19 protein-coding genes and 1 tRNA gene are annotated in these 21243 nt (G+C 64.4%); 9 read left to right on the top strand and 11 right to left on the bottom strand.

Going from position 1 to position 21243, the window contains the following annotated elements:
* Window positions 1-125: 125 nt before the first annotated feature.
* Window positions 126-1268 carry an ISAs1 family transposase gene (locus RHOSA_RS0110090; RefSeq protein ID WP_027288567.1) on the top strand — a complete coding sequence of 381 codons (1143 nt, stop codon included), beginning with the start codon at window positions 126-128 and terminating at the stop codon, window positions 1266-1268.
* 56 nt (window positions 1269-1324) lie between these two features.
* Here the strand turns inward: RHOSA_RS0110090 and RHOSA_RS25895 are convergent, their stop codons facing one another.
* The 3 genes from RHOSA_RS25895 to RHOSA_RS0110075 all read right to left on the bottom strand — a co-directional run bounded on the left by RHOSA_RS25895 (window position 1325) and on the right by RHOSA_RS0110075 (window position 4801).
* Entirely contained in the window at window positions 1325-2443 is a 1119-nt protein-coding gene (locus tag RHOSA_RS25895; protein ID WP_027288566.1) for a DUF2497 domain-containing protein, read from the bottom strand.
* 94 nt (window positions 2444-2537) lie between these two features.
* Complete coding sequence (locus RHOSA_RS21760; RefSeq protein WP_081728930.1) at window positions 2538-4028, bottom strand: TolC family outer membrane protein; 1491 nt, start codon at window positions 4026-4028, stop codon at window positions 2538-2540.
* A gap of 113 nt (window positions 4029-4141) precedes the next feature.
* Window positions 4142-4801 carry a protein-L-isoaspartate O-methyltransferase family protein gene (locus tag RHOSA_RS0110075; RefSeq protein WP_027288565.1) on the bottom strand — a complete coding sequence of 220 codons (660 nt, stop codon included), beginning with the start codon at window positions 4799-4801 and terminating at the stop codon, window positions 4142-4144.
* 261 nt (window positions 4802-5062) lie between these two features.
* On the opposite strand from RHOSA_RS0110075, the gene RHOSA_RS0110070 reads away from it, so the two are divergent.
* Window positions 5063-5136, top strand: a tRNA-Cys gene (locus RHOSA_RS0110070).
* 65 nt (window positions 5137-5201) lie between these two features.
* Here RHOSA_RS0110070 and RHOSA_RS21755 read toward each other — a convergent pair.
* On the bottom strand, window positions 5202-5615 hold the full coding sequence (locus tag RHOSA_RS21755; RefSeq protein WP_156092667.1) for a hypothetical protein: 414 nt from the start codon (window positions 5613-5615) through the stop codon (window positions 5202-5204).
* 336 nt (window positions 5616-5951) lie between these two features.
* Here RHOSA_RS21755 and RHOSA_RS24230 point away from each other — a divergent pair, with 336 nt between their 5' ends.
* Both RHOSA_RS24230 and RHOSA_RS25115 read left to right on the top strand, forming a co-directional pair.
* On the top strand, window positions 5952-6296 hold the full coding sequence (locus RHOSA_RS24230; RefSeq protein ID WP_027288564.1) for a VanZ family protein: 345 nt from the start codon (window positions 5952-5954) through the stop codon (window positions 6294-6296).
* Window positions 6297-6667: 371 nt separating this feature from the next.
* A complete protein-coding gene (locus RHOSA_RS25115) occupies window positions 6668-6889 on the top strand; it encodes a hypothetical protein (RefSeq protein WP_156092666.1) in 222 nt (73 codons plus the stop codon).
* A gap of 22 nt (window positions 6890-6911) precedes the next feature.
* Here RHOSA_RS25115 and RHOSA_RS0110055 read toward each other — a convergent pair whose 3' ends face one another.
* From RHOSA_RS0110055 to RHOSA_RS21745, 3 genes are all read right to left on the bottom strand, one after another.
* The gene (locus RHOSA_RS0110055; protein ID WP_156092664.1) at window positions 6912-7262 is read right to left on the bottom strand and encodes a hypothetical protein; all 351 of its coding nucleotides are present in this window, start codon (window positions 7260-7262) and stop codon (window positions 6912-6914) included.
* Between the two features lie 115 nt (window positions 7263-7377).
* A complete protein-coding gene (locus RHOSA_RS0110050) occupies window positions 7378-9033 on the bottom strand; it encodes an ABC transporter substrate-binding protein (RefSeq protein WP_200372076.1) in 1656 nt (551 codons plus the stop codon).
* 185 nt (window positions 9034-9218) lie between these two features.
* Window positions 9219-10475, bottom strand: a complete 1257-nt coding sequence (locus tag RHOSA_RS21745) for a bifunctional alpha/beta hydrolase/OsmC family protein (protein WP_200372075.1) — start codon at window positions 10473-10475, stop codon at window positions 9219-9221.
* 170 nt (window positions 10476-10645) lie between these two features.
* Between RHOSA_RS21745 and RHOSA_RS0110040 the strand changes: the two genes are divergently transcribed.
* The 5 genes from RHOSA_RS0110040 to RHOSA_RS0110020 all read left to right on the top strand — a co-directional run bounded on the left by RHOSA_RS0110040 (window position 10646) and on the right by RHOSA_RS0110020 (window position 15110).
* Window positions 10646-11323 (top strand): NUDIX domain-containing protein, encoded by a 678-nt coding sequence (locus RHOSA_RS0110040; protein ID WP_081728631.1) that lies wholly within the window; start codon window positions 10646-10648, stop codon window positions 11321-11323.
* 88 nt (window positions 11324-11411) lie between these two features.
* Entirely contained in the window at window positions 11412-12416 is a 1005-nt protein-coding gene (locus RHOSA_RS0110035) for a cysteine synthase A (protein ID WP_027288560.1), read from the top strand.
* A 12-nt stretch (window positions 12417-12428) separates the two neighbouring features.
* On the top strand, window positions 12429-13136 hold the full coding sequence (locus RHOSA_RS0110030) for an alanyl-tRNA editing protein (protein ID WP_027288559.1): 708 nt from the start codon (window positions 12429-12431) through the stop codon (window positions 13134-13136).
* Between the two features lie 53 nt (window positions 13137-13189).
* Entirely contained in the window at window positions 13190-14056 is an 867-nt protein-coding gene (gene sseA / locus RHOSA_RS0110025) for a 3-mercaptopyruvate sulfurtransferase (RefSeq protein WP_027288558.1), read from the top strand.
* A gap of 40 nt (window positions 14057-14096) precedes the next feature.
* Window positions 14097-15110 (top strand): GNAT family acetyltransferase, encoded by a 1014-nt coding sequence (locus RHOSA_RS0110020; RefSeq protein ID WP_215905001.1) that lies wholly within the window; start codon window positions 14097-14099, stop codon window positions 15108-15110.
* Between the two features lie 146 nt (window positions 15111-15256).
* Here RHOSA_RS0110020 and RHOSA_RS24225 read toward each other — a convergent pair whose 3' ends face one another.
* The 4 genes from RHOSA_RS24225 to RHOSA_RS0110000 form a co-directional block, all read right to left on the bottom strand.
* A complete protein-coding gene (locus RHOSA_RS24225) occupies window positions 15257-17455 on the bottom strand; it encodes a HAMP domain-containing methyl-accepting chemotaxis protein (protein WP_081728630.1) in 2199 nt (732 codons plus the stop codon).
* Between the two features lie 524 nt (window positions 17456-17979).
* Window positions 17980-18732, bottom strand: coding sequence for an amino acid ABC transporter ATP-binding protein (locus RHOSA_RS0110010; RefSeq protein WP_027288556.1), 753 nt, complete (start codon window positions 18730-18732; stop codon window positions 17980-17982).
* Between the two features lie 85 nt (window positions 18733-18817).
* Complete coding sequence (locus RHOSA_RS0110005) at window positions 18818-19951, bottom strand: amino acid ABC transporter permease (RefSeq protein WP_242468872.1); 1134 nt, start codon at window positions 19949-19951, stop codon at window positions 18818-18820.
* A 4-nt stretch (window positions 19952-19955) separates the two neighbouring features.
* Entirely contained in the window at window positions 19956-21164 is a 1209-nt protein-coding gene (locus RHOSA_RS0110000; RefSeq protein ID WP_037256043.1) for an amino acid ABC transporter permease, read from the bottom strand.
* Window positions 21165-21243: the final 79 nt, after the last annotated feature.

Raw genomic sequence — 21243 nt, 5'->3', positions numbered from 1 at the left:
GGGGCCGGACGACGCACGCCACGGCAACCTGCTCAGGTTAACGCGGTGAGGTACGGATTTCGCTGGTGCCGACGCGGAGCGGTTTGATTCAAACAGGTTTCCCCGGTTCGAAAGGAGACCTGCGGATGGATCAGGCGCCGCCCCGCGATAGTCTGCGCCTCTTGTTGCAGCACTTCAGCCGGGTCGAGGATCCCCGCGATCCGTGGCGGGTTCGCTTCCAGCTGTCGGAGCTGTTGTTCCTGGTGACCAGCGCCACCATCGCTGGATGCGATGACTACGACGAGATCGTGGCTTGGGGCGACAGCCACGTGGCGTTCCTGCGCCAACACGGAGAGTTCTACTTCGGCGTGCCCAAGGAGGACTGGCTGCGAACTGTGATGAACCGGATCGATCCCGCGCTGTTCGAGGCGGCGTTCATGGCCTGGGTGGCCGACTTGCGGCCAGATGGCCCCGAGGTCGTCGCGCTCGACGGCAAGACGTTGCGGCGCAGCCACGATACCAATGCCGCCCAGGCGGCGCTTCATCTGGTCTCCGCCTGGGCGTCCAACGAGCGCCTCGTCCTGGCGCAGGAAGCCGTGCCGGACAAAGCCAACGAGACCGCAGCGATCCGCGCCATTTTGGGGCGCCTGCCGGTCAACGGCGCTTTGGTCACTGTGGACGCGATCGGCGCCACGCCCGCGGTCGCCGCCGCGATCCAGGAGGCCGGAGCGGATTACGTCGTCGCGCTCAAGACCAACCAGCCCAGCCTACACGCGGAGGCCGACCTCTTCTTCACCGACCCCGCCAGCGCCGGGCTGCCCAGTCTGGAGGTCGTCGACAAGGACCATGGCCGGCTGGAAACCCGGACCTACCGGGTCTGCCATGATATCGCGTGGCTCGGCGGCAACCGGCGCTATCCCGGCGAACCGCGGTTTCCCGGCCTGGCCTGCCTGATCCAGACGACCACTCGCAGCGAGAAGGCCGGCCACGTCAGCGAGCAGATCCGGTACTACCTCTCCTCTGCCAAACTCACCCCCGAGCGCGCCGCCCAGGCGATCCGCGGCCACTGGGGGATCGAGAGTCTGCACTGGGTGCTCGACGTGACTTTCAAGGAGGACCTCTCGCGCCTGCGCCGCGGGCACGGCGCCAAGAACATGGCGCTGGTCAGGCGCTTCGCCTTCAACATCCTGCGACGCGGCAAAGACAAAAACTCCCTGAAAACCGCCCGGAAAATCGCCGGCTGGAATACCGACTACCTCCAGAAGATCCTCACCTCTGCCGCCCGTTAACCCGGACTCGTTGCCGTGCGACGCACGCGCAGGCGCACGGCGCAAAGCGCGGCCGACTAATACTTGGTGTCGTCGTCCAGGCCCTGGGCGCGGCGAGTCATCCGCTGAACTTCCTCGCGCACGATCCGCTCGACGATCTGTGGCAGGTTCCGGTCCATCCATTCGCGCAACTGCGGCCGCAAGGCGTCGCGGACCATGCGGGCCAGGATGTGATCGACGTTGTCGGCCGTCGAATCGCCAGGCGCGCCTTCAGCCTGCCGGGCGAGCGAGGTGAGCTGCTCGACCGCCTGCTGCTCGGCGTTTTCGGAGATCACGCGCTGATCCTCGGGGCCCAGCGGCGTGGCGGTGTCCTGCGAACGCTCGGACTCCTGGTTGGCCTTCTCCTGGCTGGCCTTGCGCGACTCATCACCGACCGCACCGGCCATTGCCCCCGCGGCGACCGCCGCCTCCGCCGAAGAGTCAGGGGCCTCGGCTCCGGCTTGCGCCTCCTCGAACGGATCTGCAAGGAAAGGCGTGTCGTCGTCGTCCTCGTCATCCGGCGCATCCGGCTCGGCGCCGGCCTCATCCTCATCGGGGTCGGATGGGGCCGCTGTGGACGGTTCAGGCGTTTCCGGCTCGTCCTCCAGGTCGCCGATATCGTCGTCCGCGCCGAACGACTCCTCGACACTGTCGGCGGCTTCCTGCGCTTCGTCCGGGGTTTCGGCGTCCCCGTCGGCAAACGCGTCCAGGTCCAAAGCCGCCTCGGAGTCTTCGCCGTCCTCGGTATCGCCCTCGGTCGTGGCCGACGGCGTTTCCGATTCTTCCGTCAGATCGAGCGGGGACTCCTCGTCTTCTTCCGTCAGGTCGAGGGGCGAAGCCTCGTCTTCTTGCGTCAGACCCAGGGGGGAGTCCTCGTCTTCCTCTGTCAGATCCAGCGGGGCCTCCTCTTCAGCCTCCGCCCCCAAATCGAGGGGCGAATCGTCTTCGGCCTCCTCATCCAGATCCAGCACATCATCGTCTGCGTCGGATTGGTCGGCGTCGTCAGCGCTTTGCGCGTCGCCTTGATCCGACTTGTCGCCACGCTCCTGGGCGTCTTTCGTCCCGTCTTCCGCCGTGTCTTCGGAAATGATCTTGCGGATGGAGGCGAGGATTTCCTCCATCGACGGCTCGCCGCCGTCGCGCTTGCTGTCACTCATCAGGACGTCCTTGACCGCGAGGAATCTGCCGACCCGTCAGGTAATAGCATGTTGATGAAGAAAACCCGAACGCAACAGCCCGTAACCACGCAGCTTAGGGGGGCGCGCTGCCGTCTGCACTGGTAGCCGTGGTATCACGACCACTTTGCTGGGCGGCCTGCTCTTCCGGCAGCCCCCAACCGAACCATTTGCCGGCGACGGCTTCGTAGTTGCGCTCCGGTTCGAATATCTCGACGTCCAGGCCGATCGCCCGGGCGTTCAGTTTGCCGACCGCCTGGAGAACGTTGTAGGCGGCCACGATCTCGTTGCGTTGAGCGCCCACCAGGTTGACCTGGGCGTTGAGCAGTTCCTGCTCGGCATCCAGAACGTCTAGCACGGTGCGGGCGCCAACCTGGTTCTCCTGACGCACGCCCTCCAGCGCGATGTCCGCGGCCCGGACCTGCTCTTCCAGGGATTCGATCTGGGCGCGCGCGGCCTGCAGGTCTTCCCAGGCGCTGACCGCATTCTCCTCGGCGGTGTTGCGCGCCCCACGCAGATTGAGCCGCGCCTGATTGGCGCGTTGCTTGATCTCGCGCACCTGCGAATAGACCTGCCCCTGCTGATACAGTGGGATGGTCAACTCCGCGCGCACCTCAGCGGATTCCGTGGACGTGCCCGCGCTCGACGTCTCGTCGCCATAGGACAGTTCGCCCACCAGGTCGGCCCGCGGCAGCAGCTGGCCCGCAACCTCGCGGGTCTCCTCACGCCGTGCGCGGTAAGTGAATTCAGCCGCGACGACCTCTGGATTCTCCGAACGGGCCTGGGAGACGGTGGACTGCAGGCTCGCGGGCAGACGCTCATCCGGCGAGGGCGGCTGCTCGACACTCTCCGGCATCCGCCCGATCACTTCCTTGTAGGTTGCCCGGCTGGCGTTCAACTGCCCCTGCGCGTCCGTGCGGTCCGCAAGGGCTCCGGCCAGGCGCGACTCGGCCTGCGCCACATCGGTGCGGGTCACCTCGCCTACCTCGAAGCGGTCGCGAGTCGCCTGCAGCTGGCGCCGAAGGACCTCGACGTTGTTCTCGTTCAGGCGCAGCACCGCCTGGTCGCGCCAGACATCCATGTACGCCTGCGCTGCCCGAAACAGGATTTCCTGTTCGGTCGATGCCAGATTGGCGCGCTCCGCCTTCACCTCAAATTCGGCGCGGTCGATACCGGCGACCGTGCTACCGCCGCGGTAGAGCGGCTGGCGCACTTCCAGTGAGGTGCTCAGCGGCGTCGTCGTCTCGACCCCGCCCTGACGAATGGGGCTGGAGCCGTCAATTTCCGTATCCGTACGTCGACGGCCGGCCTGCCCCTGCACCGTGACGCTTGGCCGCCAGCCGGAACGTGCCTGCGGCACCGCCTCGTTGGTGGCACCCAGCGACCGACGCGCGGCTTCCAGGTTCGGGTTGGTGCGGTAGGCGTTGGCGAGCGCTTCCTGCAGGCTCTCGGCCGAGGCCCCCGCCGGTTGCAAGGCGGCCACGGCGATCACAGCGGCGGAAACGGCGCCTTGAAGCGCCCAGCGGCGGAAGCTGACGTGTCGACGCAAAAGTCGGGGGGCGGTCATGGGCAAGCGGATGTCCTTTGGCAGCATCGCGCGCAAGGCGCATTCGCGCGTATCGTTCGGTTCACACAGCCGGACGCGAAAGCGGGCACCGAATGCCTAAGAGGCGGGTGCGCCTAGAAGACGAATCCGGGCTGCTTGTGAAAGCCGGGCAACACGGGCGTGTTGGCATCGAACAGGGTACGCCGGCCGACCGCCTTCTCCCAGCGCTCGAACACCGTCCCCTTACCCGGACCGCTGTCGCTGCGCACAACGGTCGCCAAGCGACCGCCTTTGGGGCTCAGCTGATCGGTCAGCGCTTTCGGCACTTCGGCGACCGCCCCGTTCAGCAGGATCACATCGTAGGGACCCTGCTTGGGATAGCCTTTGTTCATCTCGCCCTGGATCACCACGGCGTTGTCGACGCCCTGCTCCTGCAGGGCGCTCTCGGCCAGCTTGGCCAGTTCCGGATCGCTCTCCAGGCCGACCACGGTCGCAGCGATCGTCGCCAGGATCGCACAGGCGTAGCCGCTCCCCGCGCCGACCACGAGCACGACATCTTCGGCGCGGATGTCGGCAACGTCCATCAACCGGGCCTGGACCATCGGCTCGACCAGGTAGCGGTCGTCCTTCAGGCGCAGGTCCTCGTCGACGTAGGCCAGGCTGCGCAGGTGATCCGGCACGAACCGCTCGCGCGGGATCGTTTCGAACGCCTCCAGCACGCGCTGGTCGGTGACCTTGTTGGTGCGCAGCTGGCTCTCCACCATATTCATCCGCGCGGTGGCGTAATCGACCATGTGTCCTCTCGCTCGAGCGGTGTCGGAAAGGGGGATCCGTTACGCGCATACCACAAAAGTGGTGCGCCGTCGCTTTGCGACAATCGCCTGTCCGCGCGCCGTTATAGGCGTGAACCGCGCAGCGAAGCAACGCCGGACCGGCATGGTGATGCCTTGGCACATCTGTGGCCGCTTGACCGGTTCCGGAGGCCTCATTATACGTGCGCCCCGAACGCGCGGCACCGACCGTTTCGCCGCGTGCGAAGGCGGCTTTTAACAGATGGCCCGGTGGCAGAGTGGTGATGCAGGGGACTGCAAATCCCCGCACGTCGGTTCGATTCCGGCCCGGGCCTCCACTTTTTGGCCGCCCTCGATTTTCTGCATCACAACGGTGTAACCAGCGCTGGTGATCTTTTCCGCGTCACTGCTTAGCGTCGCGCGCCTGTCGTTCATGCTGCATGCACGCCTTCAAGATAAAGTAGCTGCCGCCGGACATGCTGGCGACACTGTCGCAGTAGTCGTAAATCTCCGCTGAGACTCGGGTGTCCTGGAGCCAGCGCCGGGCAGCACGTTCCTGATCGCGGCACCCCTGCTCGGTCATGTTACTACCGTCGTTCGTCTGGGCGGCCTGTTCACAGTACTTTTCGAAATCGTACTCTGGGAGTTGGCCCTGCGCCGACACCGAGCCGGCCGCACCAAGCAGCGCGGCGCTGGTCAGCCCTGCCAACACAATCGCGTATGCGACGGCCCGCCAGGTCTTCGCAGGCCTGCTGATCAGCAGGATCACGCCGAGAACACCTCGTTTGCCGCGGACTTCCTTGTAGTCGGTAGACATCATTTCTCCCTTAATGCACTCGGCTTTGCCGCCGAAGCTGCACTATCTGTTGGGATGCAAAAGGGGTCAATCAAATCCATCTAATGGATTCGGCCGTAGCTGCCGGCGATCACCTCCGGCTCGGCCCTGAAAAAGCCACAAGATAATTCGTATTAACGATTCTACCGTCGCAACACGTCATCGTGACCGCTAACATCGATAACAACATAGGAGTTTTTATCTTCTTGGCGCAGAACAATACTATCCTTATTTAAAGGCGGGCACGGTTTCGTGGGCGCACTTGTCCAGCTACTACGCCGCCCGCCCCTGCTACGCGCGATACAGGTGTTATGGGGCATGTCCGTCTGCCTCGTCCTGGTGCTGTCGGTACTGCCCGATGTTGCCCCGACGGATGCCGAAGGCGCAGATAAGGTTTTCCACGCTCTGGCCTATCTCGTCCTGGGCGGCGGCGCGGCGTTCAGCCTGCCCGCCGCGCTATGGCGACCGGCTGTTATCGGCGTCATCCTGTACGGCTGGGCGATCGAAGGCCTACAGGCGGCCCTGCCCTGGCGCAGCGCCGAGGTGATCGACGGCACGGTGAACACGCTTGCCGTCCTGGCCGGGACCATCATCGCACGTGCGCTCATCAAAGAATCGGAGCGTTTGGAAGATCAATCGTCCAAAGGCGCCGATATCGAGTGATTTCCCAATGCGAACAATTGGAAGGACGGGACCTTTGATCCGGTTTTACCGTTGAATGATCAGAAGGTTTTGGACGGACAAGGAAAATGTGTCATGGCGCAAGAGTATATTGCCGGTACTCCAACCGTCGGTCTCGCGATGCTGTTCTTTATCGCCACAGTCAGCGTCTAGGAAACAATCGGCAGAGACAGCGAACCGCGTCGGCGAGCAGCAACCTTCAGGGCCACCAAACGAACAATACGCGAGGCACTGACGTTCCCATGCCACGGACCGCGCCGCAGTGCCCCAACCACGGCAGCCGGCAGCCTGTTGGCGCGACCGTCTCAAAGCAGCGCCAAGCGCGCGATCGACTTCAGTGTGGCGGAGGTTTCATGGCCCAGCGGCGGCCCAATTCCCTTTCCAGTACCAGCTTCAGCCGGCAGGTTGCGGAACTGCGCCGCGTTGCATCCGACATCCGGACGCACGATCCCGAAGGTGCCGCAGCCTGTCTGTTCGCAGCCAGCGTGCTGCGCTCAATGCCCGGAGATCAGGGTCTCGGCTGGCCAGGGCCCAGCGACGTGCCGTTGGGGCCTGACGAGTGGGAGGACTGGTGACCGCCAGACTCGTCAGCTCGGCTCACGGCCGCGGCCCCCGCACCAGTGTCCAGCCTAGGAACTCGTGCCCGGCGACAGCAATCGCCACCGCCGTGATTGCCGTCGCCACGCCAATCACTTGCCAGCGCCGGCTCCGCCGCGCCTCGACGTAGCGGCGCTCCAATTCCGCGTCCTCGATATCCGGGTTCTGGCGAAACGCCTCCACCGCCGCCGCGCGATTGGCGTTGCGCACAACCCACGGCAGCTTCTCGTAGCTCTGCGGATAGGTGCGTCGTAGCCAGAACGCCAGATCGCGGATCTTGCGATCTTCGTAAAACTTGAGCCCGGTCACCGCGGCCGCTGCGATCACCGCGACCAGCACCAGGATCTGCAACTGCCAGCTCGCCTCCACGCGGTCCCCCTCTCAGCGAACTCTCGCCCTCGATCGATAGCCCGGTCGTAGCCGATCGACGTGGGCAAGGGAACAGCATGACGGACATCGCACTCGGCTAGGCGTCGTCCAGCCAGACGTCCTGAAACTGATGATATTGCGTGGGATGCGTCTGGTAGCCCCGCACCCGGCTGCGGGTCGCGACATACTGGTTGCGCCAAAACGGCTGCACCATCACCGCATCGTCCTGCAGGATGCGCTCGACCTCCGCCATCACTTCCCGGCGTTCGTTGGGATCGAGCAGACTGTTCGCCGTATCGAGCTTGGCATCGAATTCCGGATTGGCGTAGCCGGTCTCGTTCCACGCCTGCCCCGAGCGATAGCCCAGGTTTAACGCCATCACCCCAAGTGGGCGGTGCGTCCAGGAGGTTATGCCGAAGGTGACGTCCTTCCACTGCCGGGCATACTCGCCCGGGGTCATCACCTGCAGGCGCAGATCGATCCCCGCCTGCGCGAGCTGTTGCTGTAACAACTGGGCCACGCGCTGCTCCCACGGCCCCTGCACGTTGCCGACGGCGATGGTGAGCTGGAGCCCATCCGGATAGCCGGCCGCGCTCAACAACGCACGGGCCCGCCCGGGGTCGCGCGGAACGGGCGGGAGGGCTGCGTACTCCGGGTGCATCGGGCCAACGTGATGATTTTCCGCCAGCATGCCCCGGCGGTCATACCCGTGGGTCAGCAATTCGCGGTTATCCGCGGCGCGCTGGACCGCTTGACGCACACGGAGATCGTCGAACGGCGGCCGGTCGACCCGCATCCGGCAAACGCCGGTGCGTGCCGTGGGAACAGCATGCAGATCGATGCCCGAGACACCCTCCACCGCCTTCAGGTCGCCCACATCGACCTCTTGAACACCGTCGACCTCGTCGTCCAGCAGCGCTCCCAGCATTTGCCGGCGGCTCAACCCCCGATCGATATAACGGATCGCGTCCAGGTGCGGCGGCTCCCCCCAATAGCCGCCCGGGCGACGGATCAGCAGCGCCTCTTCCCCCGGTTGGAAGCCCGCCAGCCGGTAGGGCCCGGTCCCGATCGGATTTGCGCGCAGGTCGCCGCCCATTGCGTCGAAGTCACGGTGCAGGATGGCGGCTGGATAGTTGTACAGATTTTCGGGAATCGACAGGTCTGGACGCGAGAGATGCAAGCGGACCGTATGCGCGTCGACCTTCTCGACCGCTCCGTTCCGCAGGCGCATCTGCGTCTGCGACAGGTCGCCCGGACCAGCAACCGACACCTGCTCGCCCAAGCCATCGAACAGCGAGCGGTTCGACGACCCGCGCTGCGGATCCAACCAGCGTTGGAAATTCGCCACCACGTCATCGGCGGTGAAATGATCGCCGTTCGACCAGCGCACCTCCCGCTGCAACGTGAAGGTCCAGGTCCTGAGGTCGTCCGACGCTTCCCAACCCGCCGCAAGGTAGGGCAGCGTCACGTTATCCGGCCCGGTCCGGGTCAGGTACTCGACGATCCAACGGGTCACGTTCGCCTGCTGCGGCCACTCGAACGCGGCCGGGTCGGTGATCTCCATCACCTCCATGGCGAAGCGCAGTTCCCCGCCCTGTTGCGGGGCAGCCTGCGCGCGCGCCGGCGGTGCCATCGCGCCACCATCCACCACACCGGCAAAGGCATAGGCCGCCCCCGCGGAGACCCCGAGCAGGCAAGCCGTACGCAGGAACCCCCGCCGGTCGACGCGCCCGGATGCGAAATTGTCGGCCAATTCCGGCACGTACGCGTGCGGATAGCGGCCGTCTGGACGTTTCAGCAGCGCCGCGTCACGCCTTTGAAGGCCAAGGAAGGGTCGTCTTTCAATCCTGGGCAGCATTGGTTTAGCTTTCTATGCTACGCGTCCGGCCGTCATCCAGCCGATCGCCAGATCGCCCCATTCCATTGGGCCTAAGGGTACTACGAGCTTCCTTGACCGGGAGTTAGCGAGTCCGGCGTATCGAGTTCGGAGCGTACGCGAATATCGCCTTCGAGCGTTCGGTGCACCGGACATTTGTCTGCAATCTCAAGCAGGCGTTGGCGCTGCGCGGCGGTCAAGTCGCCTTCCAGCCGAATCCTGCGGGTCAGGAGGTCGGCCTTGCCGCTTCCTGAGCCACTATCCTCGGCGTGGATTTTCTGGTGCCTCAGGCGCACCGTAACCCGTGCCAGCGACAGGTTCTTGTGACTGGCGTACATCCGCAGGGTCATGGAGGTGCAAGCGCCAAGCGCCGTGAGCAGGAAATCGTAGGGCGACGGGCCGGTATCGGTGCCGCCAGCCTCCCGCGGTTCATCGGCCAGCAGCCGATGGTGGCCGCTGCGCACCGCATTTTGGAACAGGCCGGCGCCGGTTTCCTGAACCACAACCTCGCCTTCCGCCGATGGCGTCGCCGCGCTTGCGTCATCCGTTTCCGGCGTCTCGAGGTAGCGCTCCGCCCAGGCGGCGAGCGTACGGGCGACGTAGACGGCATCCGCCTTCCGCCGCAACAAGTGATCGGCGTCGTCGAGCGAGATGAAGCTCTTGGGATGTCTGGCGGCGGTGAAGATCGTCGAGGCGTTGTCGATCCCCACGACCTCGTCGCGCGGCGCGTGGAACACCAGCAGGGCCTTTTTCAGATGGGCCAGATCGTCGTGCAGGGTCTGTCCGGCGATATCCTCGAGCAACCGCCGCGAGATGGTGAACCGCCGATCGGCAAGCGCGACCTCCGCCGTACCCTGCGCCTCGATCTGGTCAAGCTTGTCGGCAAACAAGTGGCGGATGTGCTCCGGATCCGCCGGGGCGCCGATCGTGGCCACCGCCCGAGCTGCGGGAATGCGCCGGGCCGCCGCGATCACTGCGCCGCCGCCCAGGGAATGTCCGATCAGCAGCTGCGGGGCGTCGTACGCGCGGGCCAGGAAATCGGCGGCCTGCACCAGATCGTCGACGTTGGAGGTGAAATCCGTGTTGGCAAACTCGCCTTCCGAGTGCCCGAGACCGGTGAAATCGAAGCGCAGCACAGCCACCCCCTGTTCGGCCAGCGCGGCCGCGATCCGCTGGGCGGCATAGAGGTCCTTGGTGCAGGTGAAGCAATGCGCGAACAGGGCATAGGCCCGCGGCCGCGCTTCCGGGCGGTCGAGCCGTGCCGCCAATTCGTGCCCCTGGGACCCCGGAAAGCTCACACGTTCACTCAACACCGTCATCGCTGATGGCCCTTTCAGATTGACCTCTAGGCATGCCCGCCCCTGCCCGTACACGCGGAACGGACGTCGGAAGCCGGGTATGGTCGTCACAAGCCTGCCATTTCGCTGTCGCCGACGCATGCCATAGGCTCTAGCGCCATCGCGAACCACGATCCGCCAAGGACGCTATTATGACCGCCGATCAGCCGCGCGCCACGCGCCTGCCGACCGACCGACCGTTGAGCGACGCCGACACGCCCGACAGCGTTCAGATCCTGGCGGCGGACTCTCCATTCAAAGGCTTCTTCCGGATCGATCGTTACCAGCTTCGGCATCGCAAGCACGACGGAAGCTGGTCGGAGCCGATGACCCGGGAGGTGTTCGAGCGCGGCCATGCCGTTGCTGTTCTGCCGTACGATCCGGTGCGCGACGAAGTGGTATTGATCGAGCAGTTCCGCCCCGGCGCGCTCGCCGGCGGGATGCCACCTTGGCAGATCGAGGTGGTGGCTGGAATCATCGAAGCGAATGAAGACCCCGACGACGTCGCCCGGCGCGAGGCGGACGAGGAATCCGGCCTTCACCTGCAAGAGTTGATCCCGATCTCGCACTACCTCGCCACCCCAGGCGGCAGCAGCGAGACGATCCGCCTGTATTGCGGATTGATCGACGCCACGAACGCCGGCGGACTGCACGGGCTTGATCACGAAAACGAGGACATCCACGCCCGCGCAATGGCCTTCGACGCAGCCTTCGACCTTTTGGGACAGGGCCCGGCCGACAACGCGCCGACCGTGATGGCCCTGTATTGGCTGGCGCTGAACCAGACGCGCTTGCGCGAGCGCGCGGGGGCATCAGCTCCAGGCGCGTGAGGGGCGATCCCGGCTCTTGCTTGGGCCCATGGGCCGCCCTAGTCTCGCGACCCGCTTTCCGCTAACGGCTAAAAAACGGATCGATCTGATGGACGTTCGAGACGGCTTCGTGGGCACCATCGGCAACACGCCGCTGGTGCGCCTGCGCCAAGCTTCGGAAGAAACCGGCTGCGAGATTCTCGCCAAGGCCGAGTTCCTGAACCCCGGCGGTTCGGTGAAAGATCGCGCAGCGCTGGCAATCATCCAGGACGCGGAAGCGCGCGGCGCGCTCAAACCCGGCGGCGTGATCGTCGAGGGCACCGCCGGCAACACCGGCATCGGCCTGGCCCTGGTCGGCAACGCGCGCGGCTACCGCACGGTGATCGTGATCCCGGAGACGCAGAGCCAGGAAAAGAAGGACATGCTCCGGCTGTGCGGCGCGGAGCTGAAGGAGGTGCCGGCCGTCCCCTATAAGGACCCGAACAACTACGTCCACGTCTCCGGCCGGCTGGCCGAAGAGCTGAACCAGAGCCAGCCGAACGGCGCGATCTGGGCCCGCCAGTTCGACAACCAGGCGAACCGCCGCGGCCACTACGAGACCACCGGCCCGGAGATCTGGCGTCAGACCGACGGCAAGGTCGACGGCTTCATCTGCGCGGTCGGCACGGGCGGTACGCTGGCGGGCACCGCGATGGCGCTCAAGGAACGCAACCCGGAACTCAAGGTTGGTCTGGCCGACCCGCCCGGCGCGGCGCTCTATAACTACTACGCTCATGGCGAGTTGAAGGCGGAAGGTTCCTCGATTTCCGAAGGCATCGGCCAGGGCCGGATCACCGGCAACCTGGAGGACCTGGAGATCGACTTCCCGTTCCAGATCCCGGACGAGGAAAGTGTGTCGGTCGTCTTCGACCTGCTGAAGCACGAGGGCTTCGTGATGGGCGCCTCCAGCGGCGTCAACGTCGCCGGCGCCAAGCGCTTGGCCCGGGAACTCGGACCCGGGCATACCATCGTCACCATCCTGTGCGACTGGGGCACGCGCTACGTCTCCAAACTTTGGAATCCGGCGTTCCTGCGCGAGAAGGGTCTGCCGCTTCCGGATTGGCTGGAGAGCTAGAGGGACACCGCGATGCAACTGCTGTTCCGCCAGGACGCCTACGCGCACAGCTGCACGGCGGAGGTCGTTTCGGCCGATGCCGAGGCGGGAATCCTGCTCACCCGCAGCGTGTTCTATCCCATGGGCGGCGGGCAGCCGGGCGATAGCGGCCGGCTGCTCTGGTCCGGTGGCGAGATACAGATCCGCGACACCCGCAAGACCGAAGACGGTCAGGGGTGTCTGCTGATCCCGGCCGAGGACGCCGCCCTGCCCCAGCCTGGCGACACGGTCACGGCGGAACTGGACTGGGACCGGCGGCACCGGCTGATGCGTATGCATACGACGCTGCATCTGTTGTGCAGCTTGGTCGACGGGCCGGTCACAGGTGGGCAGATCGGTGCGGAGAAGAGCCGCCTCGACTTCGCGCTGCAAGGCGAAAGCGTCGACAAGGAAGCCCTCGAGCGCGACCTGAACGCGCTGATCGAGGGCGCCCACGCGGTCACGGCCGACTGGATCTCCAGCGCGGAGCTGGAAGCCAACCCGCAGTTGGTCCGCACCATGTCGGTCAAACCGCCGGTCGACGGTGGTTGGGTACGCACCGTGCGGATCGGCGAGGTCGACTACCAGCCCTGCGGCGGCACCCACGTCGCCAACACGCGCGAGATCGGCGCCGTGCGCGTGGGCAAAGTCGAAAGCAAGGGCAAGCAGAACCGCCGGATCAACGTTCACCTGGTGGACTGACGGCGGTCCCCCGCACACCGGACCGCCTGCGAGCAGACAACGAAGGACCTGCGATGACGCGCACCAATCCAGACGCCTTGGCGAGCACCGACTGGCTCTATCAGCATCTGCGCGCCCCCGACGTGCGGATCGTCGATGCGAGCTATTACCTGCCGCACGAAGGCGTGGACGCACGCGCGGCGTTCGAGCAGCAGCATATCCCGGGCGCGGTCTTCTTCGACATCGACGAGATCGCCGATACCACGAGCGACCTGCCGCACATGATGCCGCCGCCGGAGAAGTTCTCCGCCAAGGTACGCAAGCTGGGTCTCGGCGACGGTAGCCGGATCGTCGTCTACGATCAGCGCGGCATCTTCTCCGCCCCACGTGTCTGGTGGATGTTCCGCGCCATGGGCCACCGCGACGTCGCGGTCCTGGACGGCGGCCTGCCCAAATGGCTGGCGGAGGACAAACCGGTCGAGGATGGCAAGGGGCGCGCCGGTGAGGAGCGTCACTTCACCGCGCGGTTCGACAATACGATGCTGCGCGACCGCGATCAGGTGAACCGCGAGCTGACCCGCCAGAAAGAACAGATCGTCGACGTCCGTGCGCCTGAGCGCTACGCCGGCGAAGTCGCGGAGCCGCGTGAAGGCTTGCGCACCGGACATATTCCCGGGTCGGCCAACCTCCCCTTCACCGAGTTGCTCGACCCCCAGACGAACACGATGAAAAGCCCGGAGGAGTTGCAGCGTCTCCTGGGCGAAGCCGGAATCGACCCCAAGCGCCCTGTCGTCACCTCGTGCGGTTCCGGCGTCACCGCCGCCGTCCTGAACCTGGCCCTGCACGTTGCCGGCTACCGCGACATCGCGCTCTATGATGGCTCCTGGACCGACTGGGGCCGGGAAGAGCTGAACATGCCGGTGGAAAACGGTCGCGCCTGAGCGCCACCTCCCCGCGCAAACGCCCAAGGATATCTGCGCTTTGACCGACGCCGACGACGACTTCCACATCCAGGCGGCCGAATACGCCGACCGCGATGCGGTGATCGCCTTGTGGGAGAGCTGCGAACTCACCCGCTGGTACAACGATCCTGCAACCGATGTCGCGCGCTTCCTGGAAGCCGACAACGCGCACCTGCTGGTCGGACGTGCGGCCGGGCGGATCGTGGCCTCGATCGGCTTGGGGCACGACGGCCGGCGTGGCTGGATGTACTATCTAAGCGTCCATCCCAACCATCGGAACCGTGGCTATGCCCGCCAGTTGGTCCGGGCGGGCGAGCTGTGGCTGTCCGAGCAGCAGATTCCCAAGGCACAGCTGATGCTGCGCGGCAGCAACCAAGCCGCACAAGGGTTCTATCTGGCGCTTGGCTACGAGGCGCAGGATGTCGGCGTATGGGGCCGCTGGCTGACCAGCCCCGGCGCGCCACCGGAGGATCGTGTCCAGCCGGACGAATTCGGCAAACTGGACATTACGATCACCTACCTGGAGATGACCCAGCCGCCGGCAGACCCCGCCCCCAACGCCCCGGCGGGCAAGCGCGTTGCCTTAATGCGCGCGGAACCACCAACGATCGCCTTTTACCGCTTCCTGTACAACACGATCGGTCGCGACTGGCTGTGGTGGGAACGGCGCGCCTTGGACGACGCCGCACTGGAGCGCGTCATCACCAATCCGGACGTCGAGGTGTACGTCCTGTACTGCAACGGCAGCCCGGCCGGCATGGCGGAGATCGACCGGCGCTACGAGCAGGTAATCGACCTCGCCTACCTCGGCGTGACCTCGGAGTTTATAGGCCAGGGCCTGGGGCGCTATCTGCTGGGCACCGCGCTCGACATCGCGTGGTCCTATGCGCCCGAGAAGGTCACGGTGAACACCTGCACCCTCGATCATCCCAAGGCGCTCACGCTGTATCAGCGCTTTGGCTTCACGCCGGTCGAGCGGGAGCAGAAACGGATCGACGACCCGCGGATGACCGGCCTGATCCCACCGGTCTAGCCACCATCGCAGGCGAAAACCCGCTACCACGTGAGGCGGACTTTATCCGCTGTTCGTCAAAGTGCTGATCGGGTCGGAACCACACAGCGCCGCCGACACAAAACCCGAGTTCGGTCCGTGCCAGCGGCGCTGAAGACATACGTGCGCTAGGCGGCGCGGACCTCGGACAGGAAGGTCTGAACCGCAGATTTCAGCCCCTCGGCCTGCTGAGCCAAGTCATCCGCGGCCTGGCTGACGCTGCCTGACGCCTGGGCGGTATGGCTGGCGGCTTCCTTGACGCTGCCCAGGTTGCCGGACACCGCATCTGTGCCCTTAGCCGCTTCCTGAGCGCTCCGGCTGATCTCCGAGGTGGTCGCCGTCTGCTCCTCGACCGAGGCCGCGATGGTGCCGGTCGTCTCGTTGATCGTCTCGACTTCGCCCACGATGGTGCGCGTGCCATCGACGGCCGATTGAGAGGCCTGCTTCACCGTCGCAAGCTGGCTAGCGATGTTGTCGGTCATCTGCCGGGTCTGATTGGCCAGGGATTTGACCTCCTGGGCCACCACGGCGAAGCCTTTGCCAGCCTCGCCGGCGCGGGCGGCCTCGATCGTCGCATTCAGGGCAAGCAGATTGGTCTGCTCGGCCACGTCACTGATCTGCTCGACCACCTCGTCGATCTGACCGACCGATTTCAGGAGCTCGTCCATCTTGGTTTCGGCATTGCGGGCGCCCTGAGCGGTCGATTGCAGCTTGCCGGCCGCATTGGAGACCTGACCGTTAACCTCTTGAATGGCTGCGGACAGCTCTTCTGCGGCCGAAGCAACCGTTTGCACACTTCCCGACGCTTGGTCCGCGCCGGTGGCAGCTGCGCTGGTCTGCGCCTCAGTCTCCTCAACCGCCGCCGAAAGCTGCTGAGAGGTTGCCTGCAACTCGGTCGCCGCAGAGCTGACCATCTCGACGATGCTGCCAACCTCGCTCTCGAACCGGTTGGCGAGATCCTGCATCGCCTGACGCTTCTCTTCCTCGGCCCGCTTCTCGGCTTCCTCTTGCTCGGCTTCCAGGCGCTCCTTCTCCAGGGCGTTGTCCTTGAACACCTGTACCGCACCCGCCATTTCGCCGATCTCGTCGGAGCGGCCGGCGCCAGGCACCGTCACACTGCTGTCGCCATCCGCCAGCTTGCGCATGGTGTCGGTGATCGCCTTGATCGGATTTGTCACCGTGGACACGACGATCAGGATGAGCCCACCGGCCACGACGGTGGCAGCGGCGATGAGAACCAGGATGATCATGCTCGCCTGGCTTACCGCGGCTGCGGCATCGGCATCGGACTCCTTGCTGAAGGCATCCGCCGCAATGGCCACCTTGTCGAGCGAAGCGATCGTCTCGTCCGCGGCCGTCTGCGCGCGCGCAAGACCTGCCTTAAGATTGGCGCGCGCCTGGAGAAAGGCGGCCTGCTCCTGGAACAGCCCTGACTGCCCGATGATCTGATCACGCCACGCCAGAAAGCCAGACTTCAGGCTCTGCAGATCCCGCTTGCCTCCCGGGCTCTCAACATGCGTGGTCATGACTGCGAGATAGCGATCTATCTGCTCGTTTAGCTCTAAAAAACGCGCTTCGATCGGATTCAGATCGGCAAGCTTCGTTTCCGCCAGATACGATCGGGCAACGGCGCCCATCTCACCCACGAGGGCCCGAAGCTTGAGAGACGCCTCTACGACCGGATAGTCTTTATCGAACAGATCGCCGAGGACCCCGTTGACCGCACGGCCACTCGCGCCAGATCGCGCGAGTTCATTACCCCGTTGCTTGGCTTCCGCCATCTGCGACTCGTTACGGTCCGCAAACCCGGTGAGCTGCGCTTTCAAACTGGCGTCGACCTTCTCGAACGCCCGCACGTTCTCGCGCGCGGCCGAACGCTCACTGAGCAAAGTTCGCTGTTCGGCAACCAAATCACCCAACAGGCCGTCATAGTCGCTCTTAAGGGGGCGCGCGGCCTCGAGCGGCTGCTGCATCGCCGGATCATCAACGACCGCGTCGAGTTCGCGCTCGGACGCGGCATACCCCTTCCTGAGCCGTGTCAGATCCTGCTCGAGACTCGTCAGTTCATCGAGCGTCTCGGCACCGGCCACTTCGTGGGCGACTTTGGTGCTTTGCCACATGTCGGCGATCAGATCGTCGGTCGTTTCGATCGCCGGGGCCGCGACCTCCGAAATTCCGCTCAGCTCGGTATCGATACTCCGCACCGACAACCAGCCCACAGCGCCAAGCCCCATCGCAAGAACGGTAAGCATCGTGAACCCGCCAATGAGACGTGTACTCACCTTCAACTTGTTAAGGACAGACATTCGTGCACCAAACTTCTTCATAACGTTTAGTTTCCACCAACCTACATATTCATATTTCACTTCCAGGATCAGGCAAAAAAGCTGTTCGACCCCCTATTTCCAAATTTGATTTTCACACCTTAGGAGTAAAAAAAACATAAATTGCCAAATAATTCATGTCGAAAATATACATAGGGCTATACTACAGCTGAACATCCGGCATAATACACTTATCATGTGATAAAATTTATTTCTTCTCGGTACAATTTATTTATCGTTTAGCGCGAGCAATAGGAGCCTCTTCGCGGGTCACGCGCATCGCTCGCGATACACCAATGGGGAACAGACGAATTCAGCTTGCCGGCGTCGATCACCGGATGTTCTCAGCACTTAAAGCGTCTAGGCATCGAGGTAACAGGACAAGAGGCCGCGCCCAGACACCACGACCTTGCCAGCAAGCTCGACCGTCCGCTTTGCTCGCAGGGCAGACTTACTTAGTCAGCTAATCGGCTTCGAAGGCCCTATCGAAAGTGGGCATCGGCACGCGCCCGCTTATCGCACCCGTCCTAGTGCTTCAGAATCTGGCTCAGGAAGGACTTCGTCCGCTCCGATTGCGGGTTGTGGAAGAACTCCTCGGGCGGGTTCTGCTCGATCACCTCGCCCTCGTCCATGAAGATCACGCGGTCGGCGACCGTACGCGCGAAGCCCATCTCGTGGGTAACCACGACCATGGTCATACCGGTCTCCGCCAGTTCGATCATGACGTCGAGCACTTCCTTGATCATCTCGGGATCGAGTGCACTGGTCGGCTCGTCGAACAGCATGACCTTCGGGTTCATGCACAGGGAGCGCGCGATCGCGACACGCTGCTGCTGGCCGCCGGAGAGTTGGCCCGGGTATTTGTGCGCCTGCTCCGGAATCTTCACCCGCTCCAGATACCGCATCGCGGTCGCCTCGGCGTCGGCCTTCGGCTCCTTCTTCACCCAGATCGGACCGAGGGTGAGATTCTCCAACACGCTCAGATGCGGAAACAGGTTGAAGTGCTGAAACACCATGCCGACCTCGCGGCGGATCTGCTCGATCTTCTTGATGTCGTTGGTAAGCTCGACTCCGTCGACGATGATCTTGCCGGCCTGGTGCTCTTCCAGCCGGTTGACGCAGCGGATCAGGGTCGACTTCCCCGAGCCGGATGGGCCGCAGACGACGATCCGTTCCTTGCGGTTGACCGCCAGGTTGATGTCCTTAAGGACGTGGAACTGGCCGAACCACTTATTCACGTCCTGCATCTCGATGATCGCGTCATTCTCCGGGGCCGGCATGCGCCGGGCGGCTTCGCGGTTCTTCTCGTCAGCGGTAACGCCGTGGGTGTCGCTCATGGTGTGGTATTCCTGATCGCGTGGCGGCTTAGCGCGTATGGTCGGTAGAGAGCGCGCGCTCGAGGTATTGCGAATACTTCGACATAAAGAAGCAGAAGCTCCAGTAGATGCAGGCGATGAAGACGTAGCCCTCAACGAAGAAGGGCCGCCATTCCGGGTCAGCGAATGATTGCCGGGTCGCAAGCAACAGATCGGTCAGGGACACGATCGCGACCAGCGAGGTGTCCTTAAACATGCCTAGATAGGTGTTCACGATCGGCGGGATCGAGATCTTGATCGCCTGCGGCAGGATGATCTTGCGCTGCATCTGCCAGTAGGTCAGGCCCATCGCCTGCGCCGCCTCGTACTGGCCGCGCGGCAGGGCCTGCAACCCGCCGCGAATGACCTCCGAGAGGTAGGAGCTGACGAACACGATGATCGCGACCTGGGCGCGGATCAGCGCGTCGATGGTTACCCCGGTGGGCATGAACAGCGGCAGCATAAAAGATGCCATGAACAGCAAACTGATCAGCGGCACGCCACGGATCAGCTCGATGTAGCCGACGCAGATCGCCTTGACGATCGGCATGTGCTCCGCCCGCCGGCCGAGCGCCAGCAGCAGCGACAGCGGGAAGGCGACCACGATGCCGACCACCGCCAGCAGCAGGGTCAGCGGCAGACCGCCCCACAGGTCCGTGCGGACCGAACTCAGCCCGAACACGCCGCCGCCCAACAGCATCAGATAGACCAGCAGCGCCCCCAGCCAGACCAACGCCAGCCAGGGTCGCCAGAAGCGGCGGAAACAGCTGAACGCGATCACCGCCAGCAGTACGATTACCCCGACCAACGGGCGCCACTGCTCTTCGAACGGATAGGTGCCGAACAGGATCAGCCGATACCTATCGCGGATGAAGGCCCAGCAGGCGCCGCTGCCGCGGCTCTCACGGCAGACCTCGGCCGGCACGTTGGCCCAGATCGCGTCGAAAAACAGCCAGTCGAACAGCGGCGGTACGACCGTCCATAGAAGGTAAAGGGATAGCACGGTCAGCAGCGTGTTGAACCAGCCGTTGAACAGGTTCGCATGCAGCCATCCCAGCACACCCACGCTGGTTGCAGGCGGCTTGCGCTGCGGGGATCGGCTGCCTTGCTGATGGCCGGGGGTACCGGTATCGGACATGTTCATGGCCTTACCGCTCCACCAGCGCGATGCGCTTGTTGTACCAGTTCATGAAGAAACTGATGGTGAGCGAGATCGTCAGGTAGCAGGCCATCATGATCGAGATGCACTCGATCGCCTGCCCGGTCTGGTTCAATGAGGTGTTGGCGACCGACACCAGATCCGGATAGCCGATCGCGACCGCCAGCGAGGAGTTCTTGGTCAGGTTCAGATACTGGTTGGTGGTCGGCGGCACGATAATCCTGAGCGCCTGCGGCAACAGCACGAGGCGCAGCACCTGTCTGCGCCGCAGGCCAAGCGCGCTCGCCGCTTCGGTTTGCCCGTGGGGAACGGCGAGGATGCCAGCGCGGACGATCTCCGCCAGGAACCCGGCGGTGTAGAAGGTCAGCCCCAGAAGCAACGCCAGAAACTCCGGCGATACGCTAGTGCCGCCCTGGTAGCGGAAGGTCGTTAGCTCCGGCACATCCATCGCCGTCGGCGCGCCACCGATCAGCCAGACAAGCGCCGGCAAGCCGATCAGGAAGCCGGCCAGCGGCAAGCCCAGACGCGGCTCCACGCCGGTCTGCGCCTGGCGCCGCTTCGACCAGCGGTAATACAGGACGCACCCGCCGATCGCGGCGAGGAATGCCAACCCCATCCAGGGGTGCACCGGATCGGCGACCGGCACGGCGAACCGCAGCCCGGACTTCGACAGAAAGACACCCGGCATGAGCTGTAACGCCTGGCGTACGGCCGGGAGCAGGTAGGAAATCGCGCCGTACCAGAAGAAAAGCTGCAAAAGCACCGGTATATTGCGCATAACCTCGACGTAGACCGAGGCCAACTTGGCCACCAGCCAGTTCGACGACAGCCGCGCGACCCCCATGATCACGCCGATGATGGTCGCCAGAACGATCCCGATGAGCGAGACCCGCAGCGTGTTCAACAGCCCGACAACGAACGCCTTGCCATAGGAATCCGCGGCTGTGTAATCGACCAGGGGGCTCTCGCCGATCGCGAAGCCGGCCTCATGATCCATAAAGCCAAAGCCGGTACGGATCGAGCGGGCCTCGAGGTTGGCGAGCGTATTGTGGACGAGATAGACGCCGAGCGCGATGACCCCGCCCAAGACGAGCACCTGCCAGATGATCGCGCGGGTACGCGGGTCACGCCACACAGGCGTCGCCTGCGGCGAAGCCTGAGACTGCGCGCCGGCACGTCGGTCAGCCTGATCGGTCATAGCGATCGTTGACCTTCGTATCAAAAATATAGCCGGAATACGGGAGCGTTAGGCCAGCACCCGAAACCGCCGGCCGGCC

This window comes from Rhodovibrio salinarum DSM 9154 (assembly GCF_000515255.1).
Taxonomy (GTDB): domain Bacteria; phylum Pseudomonadota; class Alphaproteobacteria; order Kiloniellales; family Rhodovibrionaceae; genus Rhodovibrio; species Rhodovibrio salinarum.
This window is presented reverse-complemented; position numbering and strand designations above follow the sequence as displayed.